Annotated in this window: 10 protein-coding genes; 9 read left to right on the top strand and 1 reads right to left on the bottom strand. The window is 73.1% G+C overall.

Going from position 1 to position 14,210, the window contains the following annotated elements; translation table 11 throughout:
- Positions 1-30 precede the first annotated feature (30 nt).
- From AC4H2G_RS04550 to AC4H2G_RS04515, 8 genes are all read left to right on the top strand, one after another.
- Entirely contained in the window at positions 31-777 is a 747-nt protein-coding gene (locus AC4H2G_RS04550; protein ID WP_494364565.1) for an NUDIX hydrolase, read from the top strand.
- Positions 774-2,909 (top strand): DUF6049 family protein, encoded by a 2,136-nt coding sequence (locus tag AC4H2G_RS04545; RefSeq protein WP_494364564.1) that lies wholly within the window; start codon positions 774-776, stop codon positions 2,907-2,909. Before AC4H2G_RS04550 ends, AC4H2G_RS04545 begins: the two co-directional genes overlap by 4 nt.
- Positions 2,906-4,819, top strand: coding sequence for a murein biosynthesis integral membrane protein MurJ (gene murJ, locus AC4H2G_RS04540; protein ID WP_494364563.1), 1,914 nt, complete (start codon positions 2,906-2,908; stop codon positions 4,817-4,819). Before AC4H2G_RS04545 ends, murJ begins: the two co-directional genes overlap by 4 nt.
- Positions 4,820-4,952: 133 nt before the next feature.
- Positions 4,953-6,914: a protein kinase family protein gene (locus tag AC4H2G_RS04535; protein WP_494364562.1), complete on the top strand. Its 1,962-nt coding sequence runs from the start codon at positions 4,953-4,955 to the stop codon at positions 6,912-6,914.
- A gap of 124 nt (positions 6,915-7,038) precedes the next feature.
- Positions 7,039-8,079 (top strand): thioredoxin-disulfide reductase, encoded by a 1,041-nt coding sequence (trxB, locus tag AC4H2G_RS04530; RefSeq protein ID WP_494364561.1) that lies wholly within the window; start codon positions 7,039-7,041, stop codon positions 8,077-8,079.
- Positions 8,080-8,142: 63 nt separating this feature from the next.
- Entirely contained in the window at positions 8,143-8,475 is a 333-nt protein-coding gene (gene trxA, locus AC4H2G_RS04525; protein ID WP_494364560.1) for a thioredoxin, read from the top strand.
- 98 nt (positions 8,476-8,573) lie between these two features.
- Complete coding sequence (locus AC4H2G_RS04520; protein ID WP_494364559.1) at positions 8,574-9,902, top strand: aminotransferase-like domain-containing protein; 1,329 nt, start codon at positions 8,574-8,576, stop codon at positions 9,900-9,902.
- Positions 9,903-10,071: 169 nt separating this feature from the next.
- Positions 10,072-11,058: a D-alanine--D-alanine ligase family protein gene (locus AC4H2G_RS04515; RefSeq protein ID WP_494364962.1), complete on the top strand. Its 987-nt coding sequence runs from the start codon at positions 10,072-10,074 to the stop codon at positions 11,056-11,058.
- 268 nt (positions 11,059-11,326) lie between these two features.
- Here the strand turns inward: AC4H2G_RS04515 and AC4H2G_RS04510 are convergent, their stop codons facing one another.
- Positions 11,327-12,289 (bottom strand): helix-turn-helix transcriptional regulator, encoded by a 963-nt coding sequence (locus AC4H2G_RS04510; RefSeq protein WP_494364558.1) that lies wholly within the window; start codon positions 12,287-12,289, stop codon positions 11,327-11,329.
- 63 nt (positions 12,290-12,352) lie between these two features.
- Between AC4H2G_RS04510 and AC4H2G_RS04505 the strand changes: the two genes are divergently transcribed.
- A complete protein-coding gene (locus AC4H2G_RS04505) occupies positions 12,353-13,504 on the top strand; it encodes an epoxide hydrolase family protein (RefSeq protein ID WP_494364557.1) in 1,152 nt (383 codons plus the stop codon).
- The last annotated feature ends 706 nt before the right edge of the window (positions 13,505-14,210 follow it).

Genomic DNA, 14,210 nt, shown 5'->3' with positions numbered 1-14,210 from the left:
CGGCGGAGCGCCACTCGGTAGTGTTGGTGCATGTCCACCCCTGCGCGCGCCGACGACCCCCGGAGGTTTCCGGGCGCCGACGGGCCGGGCGACGGGGGGACGACGGCGGGAGACCGCGGGCACGAGCGTCCCGTCGCCGTCCCTGCCCCGCCCGGAGGGCATCCCCTGCACATCGACCCGCGCGTCCGCTCCGCCCCGACGCCGGCGCCGCTCCCCGTCGTGGAGGAGGTGTCCGCCGGGGGACTCGTCATCCACGACACCGCCGACGGCCCGAGCGCCGCGGTCATCGCCCGCCGCAACCGGGGCGGCCGCCTCGAGTGGTGCCTGCCGAAGGGCCACCTCGAGGGTACGGAGACGCCCGAGCAGGCGGCCGTGCGCGAGATCGCGGAGGAGACGGGCATCCGCGGCGAGGTCCGCGAGCCGCTCGGCGTCATCGACTACTGGTTCACGGGCGACGACCGCCGCGTCCACAAGGTCGTGCACCACTTCCTGCTCCGTGCGACAGGTGGGTACCTCACGGTCGAGGGTGACCCCGACGGCGAGGCGGAGGACGTGGCCTGGATCCCGGTCGACGCGCTGCCCGATCGCCTCGCGTACCCCAACGAGCGGCGGATCGCGCTCGTCGCGCACAGCGTCCTCGCCGGTCGACCGGCGCGGTTCCACGGGACGATCACGAGTAGGGTGACCGGGACGATCGTCCGCTCGTCCCGCCGGCCGACCGACGAGCCGGGCGGGCCGCCCCCGCCCGCCCCACGGAGCCCCACCGACCACCCATGACGTCCTCCGACCCTCGCGGCGCGCGCGTGCACCACGCCGCCCCGGCCGTGCTGCTCGCTCTGCTCCTTCTCGTCCTGACGGTCCTCGCCCCGGTCACGAGCCGTGCGACGCCCTCCGAGGTGGGCGCGGACGTCGCACCGACGGACGGCGAGGTCACGGTCACGATCGACACGCTGTCCCCCGGCGTGCTCTCCGCGGGCGGGACGCTGGCCGTGACCGCGACCGTCGCCAACGGGACGGACCGCACGCTCGACGCGCCCGTGGTCGACCTCGGCGTCCAGCGCGGCGCCGCGGTGACCCGCTCGGCGCTCGACGCCTGGGCGACCGCCGACGCCTCGTCCCTCCCGGGCAACCGCGCCGCGCGCGAGACGCTCGACCCGATCGCTCCCGGCGCGACGGCGCAGGTCGCCTTCTCGGTGACCGCGGCTGAGCTGAGCCTCGGCAGCGCGAGCGACTGGGGGCCGCGGGGGCTCGCCGTCCGGGTGTCCGACGGCGGGGAGCGCCTCGCCGTGCAGCGCACCTTCGTCGTGTGGGCACCGTCGGGCGAGGTGCCCCCGGTCCGGCTGAGCGTCGTCGCCGCGGTCACGGGCCCCCCGGTCGACCCGGACCCGGAGACGTACGACGACGCGCTGTCGGCCGCCGTGGGGACGGACGACGAGCCGGGCCGTCTCGCGCGGCTCGCCGCGGCGACCGAGGCGACGCCCGAGATCGGCTGGGTCGTCGACCCGGCGCTCGTCGCGGCGGCGCAGGCGTCCCCGGACCCGGCGGTGACCCGATGGGCGAGCAGCACCCTCGCCGCGGCCGAGCAGCGGACGACGTTCGCCCTGCGCGCCTACGACCCGGACGTCGCGGCCTACGCCCACGCGAGCGTCGCGCTGCCCGAGGGCACGCCGCTCCCCGGCGCGGACCCTGCCGCCGTCCCCGTGGACCAGTCGGCCACGGCAGCCTGGCGGACGGACCTCGCGTGGCCCGCCGAGACGGTCCCGGACCTGCCGACCGTGACCCTGGCCGCGGCGTCGGGCGCGACGACCGTCGTGGTGGGCGGTGACGCGCTCGCCCCGGACTCCTCCTTGACGTACACGCCCACCGGGAGCGCACGGGTGCCCACGTCGGCGGGCGACGTCACGGCCCTCGTCCCGGACCCGGTGCTCACCGGCCTCCTGGCCGCCGGCAGCAGCGCCGAGCCCGTGACGACCCAGCGGCTCCTCGCCGAGACCGCGGTCATCGCGCGCGAGCGCCCCGCCGAGACGCGGAACGTCCTCGTCGCGCTGCCGCGCGCGTGGGACCCGGACCCTGCGGCGTTCAGCGCACGCCTCGCCGCGCTGCAGGGCGCCGCCTGGGTGGACGTCGTCCCCGTCGACGACCTGCTCGCCGCGGCCGTGCCCGACGTCGCGCGCACCGCCCTGCCGGAGAGCGCGCCGGCAGCGGACGAGATCTCGACGACGCTGCTCCGGACCCTCGCCCGCTCGCGCGACGACCTCGCCGCCTTCGCCACGGTCACCCCCGACCCGGCGGCCCTCACGCGGCCGCTCGAGAGCGGGTTCGTCACGCCGACCTCGGTCGCGTTCCGTGCCGTCCCCGCGGCGCGCACCGACGCGGTCGGTCAGGCCGAGCAGGCGGCCCGGTCGGTGACGGGGAGCATCTCGATCGTGCGCGGTTCGTCGATCCTGCTGCTCGCCGAGCAGCAGAGCCTTCCCGTCCGGCTGAGCAACGACCTGGACCAGGACGCCGTGGTCCAGGTCGTCCTGCGCCCGGACGAGCCGCGCCTCAAGGCGCCCACGCGGCCCACCGCCACCATCCCGGCGGGCTCCGAGATCACCGTGCAGGTGCCGGTCGAGGCCGCGGGCAGCGTCAACGTCGTCGTCGACGTCGAGGTGGTCAGCGAGGCGCGCCCCGACGTGCGTGTGGCCGACCCGCAGAAGTTCGTGGTCCGGGTGCGTGCGGACTGGGAGTCCGTCGGCACCGTCGTGGTCGCGGTCCTCCTCGCCGTCGGGATGCTCGCCGGCATCTGGCGGACCGTGCGCCGCGGGAGGTCCCCGCGACGTCTCGCCGGGGCGACCGTCGACCAGCCCGCTCCTCCCCCGACCGGCCCCCCGACCGGCTCCCCGACAGACGGAGGGCCGTCGTCGTGACCGGCGCACCGCGCCACGTGCGCCCTCGGGGCGAGGGCCACGGCGACCGGCCCGGCACGACGCGCGGGGGTGGCCGGACGGGGCCGTCGACCCTCCCGGGCGACCCCGCGGCGTCGGGCACGCCGGACGAGGTCGCCGAGGCGGGGGCGACCGAGGCCCCGAGCGGCGGCACCCGCACGGGCGGGCTCGGCCGGTCGTCGGCGCTCATGGCGTCGGGGACGTTCGTGTCTCGCGCGCTCGGCCTGGTGCGCAACGTGCTCCTCGTCGCGGCGATCGGGACCACCGGCCTGGTCGCCGACGCGTTCGACGTCGCGAACAAGATCCCCAACGTGCTGTTCGCGATCCTCGCGGGCGGCGTGCTCAACGCGGTCCTCGTCCCGCAGATCGTGCGGGCGTACCGAGCCCACAACACGCAGGAGCGGCTCGACAAGCTCCTCACCCTCTCGGGCGTCGTCCTGCTCGCGATCTCCGCGCTGCTCACCGCGGGGTCGAGCATCCTCGTCGCGCTCTACACCGGCCCGGGGTGGACGTCGCCCCAGATGTCGCTCGCCGTGGCGTTCGCGTTCTGGTGCACACCGCAGCTCTTCTTCTACGGGCTGTACACGCTGCTCGGGCAGGTGCTCAACGCGCGCGGCCAGTTCGGCCCGTTCATGTGGGCGCCCGTGCTCAACAACGTCGTGTCGATCGCCGGGTTCGCGGCGTTCATCGCCGTGTACGGGCCTGCCGCGGCGGGCAACGTCGACGACCTGTCGCAGTGGGACGGGCCGAAGATCGCGCTGCTCGCCGGGACGGCGACGCTCGGCGTCGCCGCGCAGGCCGTCATCCTCGTGGTGCCGCTGTGGCGTGCCGGGTTCCGCTGGCACGTCCGGTTCGGGCTGCGGGGCATCGGGCTGCGGTCGGCGGGCCAGGTCGCGCTGTGGACGTTCGCGGCCGTGCTCCTCGAGCAGGTCGGCGTGCTGTTCACGACGCGGTTCGCGAGCGAGGCGCCGCGCGCCGCGCTCACCGACACGTTCGGGCGGTACGCCGACGACCCCGGGGCGCTCGGCGTCGTCACGGGCCTCACCGCCGGCGCCCCCGAGGCGTTCGCCGACTCCCTCACCGTCGCGGGGAACGCCGCCTACACGCAGGCGCTCATGATCTACCTGCTCCCCCACTCGCTCGTCACGGTGTCGATCGCGACCGCGCTGTTCACCGGGATGAGCGCCGCCGCGCACGCCGGCGACGTCGCGCGCGTGCGGCACGACCTGTCGCGCGGCGTCCGCACGGTCGGCGTGTTCACCGTGTTCGCGACCGCCGTCTTCGTGGTGCTCGCTCTGCCGATCACCAAGCTGCTCGTGCCGTCCGTCGACGCGGCGTCGGGCGCCGCCGTCGCGCAGATCCTCGTCGCGATGGCGTTCGGGCTGGTCCCCCTCGGCGGCATGGTGCTCATGAAGTGGGTCTACTACGCGTTCGAGGACGGCCGGACCGTCTTCTGGATCCAGGTGCCGGGCACGATCGTGCTCGTCGGCGTGTCGTGGCTCGCGACGCGCGCGCTCGACCCGCAGTGGTGGGTCGTCGGCGTCGGCGCGGCGATGAGCCTGTCCAACCTCGTCGCGGTCGCGCTGCGGACCGTGGGTCTGCGCCGCACGCTGCGCGGCCTCGACGGCTTCCGCATCGTGCGCATGCACGTCAAGGCGGTCCTCGCGGCCCTCGTCAGCGCCGGCGTGGGCTGGGGCCTCCTCCAGCTCCACGGGCGGTTCCTCGGCGAGCTCTACGGTCTGACCTGGTGGCACGCGGTGCTCGTCGTCGGGGTGGTCGGGGTCGTCATGACCGCCGCGTACGTCGTCGGCCTCAAGGTGCTGCGCGTGCGCGAGCTCGACCAGCTCCTCGGACCGGTCGTCGGCCGCGTCCGACGTCTCGTGCGGCGATGAGGCGCACACCCGGCCCGGCGTGCCGACGGGCCCTGCGGCGGGCTCTCCGACAGGCTTGCCGATGGCAACCCGGGCATTCCGGGCCCGCGTACCATGTGGTGGTGTCGACCACGAGTCCCCCGAAGGAGGTCCGGTGAACGGCGTGGCCCCCGGAACACTGCTCGTCGCCCGCTACCGGTTGGACGAGCAGCTCGCGTCCGACCTCGCCGACGTCACGGCCTGGTCCGCGCACGACCAGATCCTCGACCGGCCCGTGCGGGTCTCGCTCGTCACCGGCGCGCACGTCGCCGACGCGCTCGACTCGGCACGACGCGCCGCGCTCGTCGCCGACCCGCGTCTCACCCGCGTCCTCGACGTCGGGGCGGAGGACGGCACGGCGTACGTCGTCACCGAACCGTTCGTCGGGATCACGCTCGCCGAGGTCGTCGCCGGCGGGATCGTCGACCCGCAGCAGGCCCGCGCGATCGTCGGCGAGGCCGCCTCCGCGCTCGAGGCCGCACGACGTCGCGGGGTGCACCACCTCGCGCTGCGGCCCGACGCCGTCCGGGTGGACGGCAGTCGCGTCGTCGTGACCGGGCTGGGTCTCGACGCGGGCGTCGCGGGTCAGGACCAGCAGGACCCCGACCGCACGTCCCGGGTGGACGCCGTCGGGCTGGTCGCCCTCCTGTACTACGCCGTCACCGCCCGCTGGGCCGGACCGTCGCTGGACGTCCCGTGGATCTCCGCGGACGCCATCCACCCGCTGCCCGCCCAGCTCGCGGGCGACCGCGCTCTCCCGCCGTCCGCCGTCCGCTCGGACGTGCCCCCCGAGATCGACGAGCTGTGCAGCGAGACCTTCACCGCCACGACGGGCGACGCGGCGTCGTGGACCGGCTCCGTCCCCGGCGGTGGGCCGAGCACGCCCGCCGACGTCGTCTCGGCCCTCGAGCCGTGGGGCGAGGTGTCCGTGGTGGCGGCGCTGCCCGCGTTCGTCCAGCCTGGCGCGGCCGCTTCCGCCGCAGGCGTGAGCCGCCAGTCCGTGCGGACCGCGTTCGACGGCGGGGCGTCGGCCCCGCCCGGGACGCCGCCTCCCGCTCCTCCCGTCCGCCGCCCCGCCACCGGTCGGATCCACCGCGTGGGTGCCGTCCCGGGAGCGGCCGGCTACGCCGCTGCGGGATACGCGGTCGGGGCCGCAGGGTACGGCCCGGAGCAGACCGTCGGCGCGACCGCGGTCGGACCGCCCCCTACCGGCCCGCTCCCCGTACCGCCGCCGCCCGCGCACGACCCCGGTACCACCCCGACCGAGGCCTACGCCACGCCGCCCGACGCCTACGCCGTCCCAGGCGGTACGCCGGCTTCCTACGCTCCCGCGGTCCAGCAGCCTGTGGTCCAGCAGCCTGCGGTCGGGCCGCCCGCGGAGCCGGGTGCCGAGGGCAGCTGGGGCGAACCCGTCCCGCGCCGTGGACCGCGCCGCTTCAACGCGACGCCGTTCGTCCTCGTGCTCGTGGTCCTGCTCGTCGGTGCCGGCGTGTTCTGGGCGGTCAACACCGCGTTCGACGGGTTCTCCCCTCCCGTGCAGTCCGACGGCCGCGAGACCACGGGCGTGGAGACCCCGGCCGAGGGCGAACCGAGCCCGACCGACGGCGGCGAGGAGCCTGCGCCGGCGCCCGACGTCCGGCCCGTCATCGCGTCCGCCCAGGCGCTCGACCCCCAGGGCGACGCCGACCCGGGCAACGAGGGCGAGCACCCCGAGGCCGTCGCGCTCGCCTTCGACGGCGCACCCGAGACGTTCTGGTACACCCGCCGGTACAACAGCCCCGACTTCGCCGGGCTCAAGGACGGCGTCGGCTTCGCCGTCGTCCTCGAGGAGAAGGCTCCCGTCCAGACGATCGTCATCGACTCGGGCGTCAACGGCGGCAACGTCGAGATCCGCGCCACGTCGCCGTCCACCCCGACCGAGGGGGCGGTGCTGGCCTCGGGCCCCCTGTCGCCGGGCGTCGAGTTCGAGTTCGCCGAACCCGTCGAGGCCGAGTCGATCGTGCTGTGGTTCACCGCGCTCCCGCAGAACGCGGCCGGTGAGAACCGCATGGAGATCAACGAGATCCTCCTCTCCTGAGACGCTGCCCGATGGCGGGGCGCCGTACCGTGGGAAGAGCACGCCGCGGAACAGATGGGCCGTCGCCAGCGTTCACCACATCGCGCGGACGGGTACGCCGCGCACCGACACCGAGGAGCATCACGTGACCGAGCAGCCGACCGTCGAGAACCTGATCATCGTGGGATCGGGTCCTGCGGGCTACACCGCCGCGATCTACGCGGCCCGCGCGGGCCTGGCTCCCGTGGTGCTGGCCGGATCGGTGACCGCCGGTGGTGCGCTGATGAACACGACGGACGTCGAGAACTTCCCGGGCTTCCCCGACGGCGTGATGGGCCCGGACCTCATGGTGTCGCTGCAGGCGCAGGCCGAGCGGTTCGGGGCCCGGGTCGAGTGGGACGACGCGACGTCGCTCGAGCTCGACGGCCCCGTGAAGACCGTCGTGACGGGGAACGGCGACACGTACCGTGCCCGCGCGGTGATCCTCGCGACGGGCTCCGCCTACCGCGAGCTGGGTATCGACGACGAGAAGCGCCTGTCCGGCCGCGGCGTCTCCTGGTGCGCCACGTGTGACGGGTTCTTCTTCCGTGACCAGCACATCGCCGTCGTCGGCGGTGGCGACTCCGCCATGGAGGAGGCCACCTTCCTCACCCGGTTCGCGGAGAAGGTCACGATCGTGCACCGCCGCGACGAGCTGCGCGCGTCGAAGATCATGGCCGACCGCGCTCTCGCCGACCCCAAGATCGAGTTCGCCTGGAACTCCGAGGTCATCGGCATCGCGGGCGAGAGCAAGGTCGAGGGCGTCCGCCTCCGCGACACGGTGACCGGCGCCGAGAGCGCCCTGCCGGCGACGGGCCTCTTCGTCGCGATCGGGCACGAGCCCCGCAGCGAGCTCCTCGCCGGTCAGATCGACCTCGACGACGAGGGCTACGTCCAGGTCGTCGGTCGCACCACCGCGACCAACCTGCCGGGCGTCTTCGCGTGCGGCGACCTGGTCGACCACACCTACCGGCAGGCGATCACCGCCGCCGGCTCCGGGTGCTCCGCCGCGCTCGACGCCCAGCGCTACCTCACCGAGCTCGCCGACCGGCTCGAGGACGCTGCCGGGCTGCCGCACTCCGCCGGCACGCCCGAGGCGCCGAACCCCGAGGAGCTCCCCGACGCGCTCGCCGAGCTCCACGTCTGACACCTCTCTCACCCGTCCCCGGCGGAGGCACCCTCCGCCGCCACTCCACCCTGGAGGTCACGCATGGCCACCGTCCCCGTCACCGACGCCACCTTCCGCGACGAGGTCCTCGCGTCCGACGTGCCCGTCCTCGTCGACTTCTGGGCCACCTGGTGCGGTCCGTGCCGCCAGGTCGCGCCCATCCTCGAGGAGCTCTCCGAGGAGTACGGCGACAGGATCAAGATCGCGAAGCTCGACACCGACGCGAACCCGGAGACCACCGGCGCCTACGGCATCGTGTCGATCCCGACCCTCAACGTCTACGTCGGGGGCGAGCTCCAGCGCTCGATCATCGGCGCCCGCCCGAAGCGGGCACTGACCGAGGAGATCGATGCCGTCCTCGCCACGACCGCCTGACACAGAACTTCACGACGCCAGAGGGCGGGCCGCCTCGAGCGGTCCGCCCTCCGGCGTCTTCACCGGATCCCCCGAACCGCCGTGCGAGACTGGGGATCGTGAGCGCGACCACCCCTCCCCCGCAGCCGCCGGCCTCCGGAGGCACCCGCCTCGACCCGTGGTTCGGCGCCTACGCAGAGCGTGCGCACGGCATGCGGGCCTCGGAGATCCGTGCGCTCTTCGCGGTCGCCAACCGCCCGGAGGTCGTGTCGCTCGCCGGGGGGATGCCCTACCTCGAAGGTCTGCCGCTCGACACGATCGCCGAGACCATGCAACGGCTCGTCGCGACGCGCGGGACGACAGCGCTCCAGTACGGCTCGGGCCAGGGCGACGAGACCTTGCGCGAGCGCATCGTCGACATCGTCCGGCTCGAGGGCATCGACTGCCACCCCGACGACGTCGTGGTCACGACCGGGTCGCAGCAGGCGCTCGACCTCGTCACGAGGATCTTCATCGACCCGGGCGACGTCGTGGTCGCCGAGGCCCCGAGCTACGTCGGTGCACTCGGCGTCTTCCGGTCCTACCAGGCCGACGTGGTCCACGTCCCCCTCGACGAGCACGGGCTGGTGCCCGAGGCGCTCGAGGAGACGCTCACCGCCCTCGCCGCCGACGGCCAGCGGGTCAAGCTGCTCTACACCGTGCCCAACTTCCACAACCCGGCGGGCGTGAGCCTGTCCGCCGAGAGACGCCCTCGGGTGCTCGAGATCGCGCGGCGTCACGGCGTCCTCGTCATCGAGGACAACCCGTACGGTCTGCTCGGCTTCGACGGGCAGACCCTGCCCGCGCTGCGCTCCCTCGACGAGGACGGCGTGCTCTACCTGGGGTCGTTCTCGAAGACCTTCGCCCCGGGCTACCGGGTCGGCTGGGTCGTCGCGCCGCACGCGGTCCGGGAGAAGCTCGTCCTCGCGAGCGAGTCCGCGATCCTGTGCCCGTCGAACGCGTCGCAGCTCGCGATCGCCGCCTACCTGGACGCCAGCGACTGGAAGGGCCAGATCAAGCAGTTCCGCGAGCTCTACCGCGAGCGTCGCGACGCGATGATCGGGGCACTGTCGGAGCACCTTCCGACGGCGCGCTGGACGGTCCCCGAGGGTGGGTTCTACACCTGGGTCCGGCTGCCCGAAGGGCTCGATGCCCGGTCGATGCTGCCCCGAGCCGTCACGGCACGCGTCGCCTACGTCCCCGGCACGGCCTTCTACGCGGACGGCACCGGAGCCGACCATGTGCGCCTCTCCTTCTGCTTCCCGACACCGGACCGCATCCGCGAGGGAGTGCGACGCCTCGCCGGCGTCGTGAACGCCGAGCGCGAGCTCGTCGAGATCTTCGGGACCGGCGCAGCGCTCGACCCCGATCTCACGGACGTCGAGAACCCCTCGCCCGACCTGGCCTGATCACCACAGCCATCTCACCGTGAGCTCGTCGCGCGACGCCGCGAGCTCAGCGACAAGGAGTCCGACCGTGGACACGACCACCGGCATCCCCTCCCCGGCGGACGAGCGCACGCAGCGCACGCCGGAGCCCGAGGCCTCCCGCTCCGAGCGGACGACGGGTGCGGGCCATCTGCCTCACCAGGACCTTCGTGCCGGAGAGGGGAACGTCGCCGCGGACGGTGTCGGGCACGTGCTCATCCTCGCCGGTGGCCTCTCGCACGAGAGAGACGTCTCCCTGAGGTCAGGTCGACGTGTCGCCGAGAGCCTGCGCTCCGCAGGGCTCGAGGTGTCCGTGCACGATCTCGACGCGACGCTGCTGCCCTTCCTGGACAAGCACCGCCCCGACGTCGTGTGGCCTCTTCTCCACGGCGCCAGCGGCGAGGACGGGTCGGTCCGCGACATGCTCGAGCTGCTCGGCCTCGCGTACGTCGGAACCGGGCCGCGGCAGAGCCGCACCGCCTGGAGCAAGCCCGTGGCGAAGAGCACCGTGCTCGGAGCCGGGATCAGCACCCCCGAGTACGTGACGCTCCCCCAGAGCCTGTTCCGCGAGCTCGGCGCGCAACCCGTCCTCGACGCCGTCGTGGCGCGCCTGGGGCTGCCGCTCGTCGTCAAGCCGACCCACGGCGGCTCGGCGTTGGGAGTCACGCTCGTCACCTCGGCGGACGCGCTCCCTCGCGCGATGGTGAACTGCTTCGCGTACGGCGAGGTCGCGCTGATCGAGCGCGCTGTGCAGGGCGTCGAGCTCGCGGTGAGCGTCGTCGACCTCGGCTCCGGTCCTTCCGCGCTACCTCCGGTGGAGATCGTGACCGACGGCCCGTACGACTACGACGCGCGGTACAACCCGGGCCGTACCGAGTACTTCGCGCCGGCCCGCCTCGACGACTCCGTCCTCCAGACCGTGCAGGACGTCGCTGTGCGCGCCCACACGTCTCTCGGGCTGCGTGATCTGTCCCGCACCGACGTCATCCTCGACGCCGACGGCGTGGTCCAGTTCCTGGAGGTCAACGTCGCGCCGGGTATGACTGAGACGTCGTTGTTCCCCCAGGCGGCTCGAGCAGCAGGGGCTGACCTGCCTTCGTTGTACCGCTCCCTCGTGGACTCTCGCGTCCGCTCCTGACGAGAGCAGCCAGCGGCCACGCCCAGCGGCACACCTCGACCGGTTCCTCACCGGACGCGCGGCGCGCGCTGTTTCACGTGAAACACTGCGGGCGGGATCCTCGCGAAGGCGTTGCGAACCGCCGCCACGCCGGTCTCCGGCACCGGGTCTCCGGCACCGGGCGAGCGGTCGCGGACGTCCGGTGCCTGCGACCTCCGACGGCACGGGCGCCTACAGGCCCCTCGGCAGGCCCTCGACCACATCGTGGATCGACCTTCGGGATCGCCCTTCACGTCGTGGACACGCCACCCGCCGCGCGGCGGAACCTTCTCGCGAGGCGATCGAACGCCGCCGCGAGCTCCTCCCCCTCGATCACCTCGACGTCGACGTCGAGCTGGGCCATCCAGAGCGCGAGCCGGTCCGGGTCGTCGGAACCCAGCTCGACACGGCACGAGGACGTGTTGACCGGCGTGATGTCGAGCGGGATCGGGATCATCGCGGCGACCCTCGCGGCAGGAGCATGCACGAGCACTCGCGCGCGGTACTTCCAGGACCCCGAGCTGACGCGCCGGACGACGAACTCGACGACCTTGTCCTCCGAGATGACGCGGGGCGCGAACCGCGAGCCCGTCGGTGCGCGCGGAACCATCCGGTCGACACGGAAGACTCGCCAGCTGTCACGGTCGAGGTCCCACGCGAGCAGGTACCAGAGCCGCCCCCAGGTCACCAGGCGTTGCGGCTCGACGTGGCGCGCCGCCTCGACGCCCCCGGGCTTCGTGTACCCGAAGCGGAGCCGTTCGTGGCCGCGAATCGCGACAGCGACCGCGCCGAGCACCGAGAGATCGAGCGGCGGATCCGCCCCGGGGACGGCGCTCGTCGCCTCCCGTACGGCGTCGGCGCGTCGACGCAAGCGCGAGGGCAGCACCTGCTCGAGCTTCGCGAGCGCGGTGAGCGACGTCTCTTCGACGCCGACCCTTCCGGTCGCGACGGCACCCAGCCCGACCGCGACGGCGACGGCCTCGTCGTCGTCGAGCAGCAGCGGGGGCATCGCCGTCCCGGCGGCCAGCCGGTACCCGCCGGTGACGCCGGAGCGCGCCTCCACGGGATAGCCGAGCGTCCTTAGCCTGCCGATGTCGGCACGGACCGTCCTCGTACTGACCTGGAGCCGACCGGCGAGCTCTGAGCTCGTCCAGTCGCGTCGGAGCTGGAGCAACGACAGCAGTTCGAGCAAGCGAGCCGAGGTCTCCAACATGGTGTCGATCCTTCCAGCGAATGCGGAAGCTCACCTGCCGCGTTACCTGGAAACGTCGGCGTCATGATCCAGACAAGCGTCAACGACGCCACCGCTCTCACACCGTTTCGTATCGACATCCCGCAGGCCGACATGGACGACCTGCGACACCGGCTGGCACGGACGCGCTGGCCGTTCCCCGTGCCGGGGCGAGCCGATCGCACTGACTTCAGCCGTGGCATCCCGTTGGCCTACCTGAAGGAGCTCGCCGACTACTGGCGCGACGGGTTCGACTGGCCTGCCCAACAGACCACGCTGAACGAGCTCGACCAGCTGACGACGGTCGTCGACGGGCAGACCTTCCACGTGGTCCACGTGCGCTCGGCGAACCCGGCGGCCACTCCGCTGATGCTGAACCACGGCTGGCCGGGGTCGTTCGTCGAGTATCAGCGCCTCGTCCCGCTGCTGACGGACGAGTTCCACATCGTCATCCCCTCACCGCCCGGCTTCGGGTTCTCCACGCCGCTGTCCGGGACCGGGTGGGAGCTGGCGCGGACGGCGGGGGCCTACGCAGAGATCATGACGCGCCTCGGCTACACCACGTTCGCCGCCCACGCGACCGACAGCGGGACGGGTGTCGTCGGGTGTCTCGCGGCGGTCCACCCGGAACGCATCACCGGCATGCACCTCGCCGTCGACCGCCCCCTGCTCGGGCTGGTCGGAGAGAAGTTCCCCTCCCCCACCGGGCTGTCCGACGGCGAGATCGGCCAGCTCGAGGCGCTGCAGGCCGCTAGTGCGGCAGAGCGCGGATACCTCGGCATGCACAACCATCGACCCGACACGATCGGCCCGTCTCTCACCGACTCGCCGGTCGGTCTGCTCGCCTGGATCGCCGAGAAGTTCAAGACCAGAACCACCGAGGGCTACGGGGTGCCGGTCGTCGACCGCGATCAGCTCCTCACCAACATCTCCCTCTACTGGTTCACCCGAAGTGGCGCGTCGAGCGCACAGTTCTCCTACGAGTTCGAGCACTCCGGGCTCGAACTCGTCATGGGCGCCGGGGTGCCGACCGGGTGGGCCGTGTTCGACACTCATCCGCTCATACGCCGCGCGATGGACCCGTGGAGGGCGACAAGCCACTGGAGCGAGTTCACCGAGGGCGGCCACTTCCCCGCGATGGAGGAGCCGAAATTGCTCGCCGACGACATCCGCACGTTCGTCCGCGGCATCGCCTGACCTTCGTGGGTCACCCTGTGGCGGGGGCTCGCAGCCTGTGGCGGAGGCTCGCAGCGGGGACTTTCGGCGAACGGCCGGCACGCCGCGACAGGCTCTCGTTTGCCTCGAACCTGGGCGTCCTGCGATGCGCCGCGCCTTGCCGGGCGTCGACCCACAGCGTCGAGCCTGAACGGGGACGCGTCACCGGGCGGGCAAGGAAGCGGCGGGAAGCAGACGGGAGGCGGGAGAACCGCGGGAGCGCAGGTGCTCGGAGAACGGCCTCCAGGAGTTGGCTCCCCCGCGCCCGCCGCCGCCTGCCGCCCGGAGATGGAACGGGGACTGCACTCACCGACCGCGCCGCCGCGACTTTCGTCGTGACGTTTCACGTGAAACGACTCCGAGCTCGACATGTTCTCCATCGCATCGACCCGCTGCCTCAATGTCGACGTCAGCCGACGTTTCACGTGAAACGTCTCCGATCACAGGATCCGCCGCTTCGGTCAGCGTCCGGCGGCGGACGTTTCACGTGAAACAACACCTCGGCAGCGGGGCAGCCATACGCGCGCCGATTGGCCTGTCGTAGACCTCCGCGCACTGATCCGGAGACCGAGTACCCCACTCGGTGATCAACCTGTCAAGACCCCGCGCACCTGATCGGCCTCACGAGTACCCAGCGCGGTGATCTGCACAACCGGTCACCACTCCGTGATCGGCCCACCGAGTCGCC

Source organism: Cellulosimicrobium sp. BMG9.23, from assembly GCF_059159985.1.
This window is presented reverse-complemented; position numbering and strand designations above follow the sequence as displayed.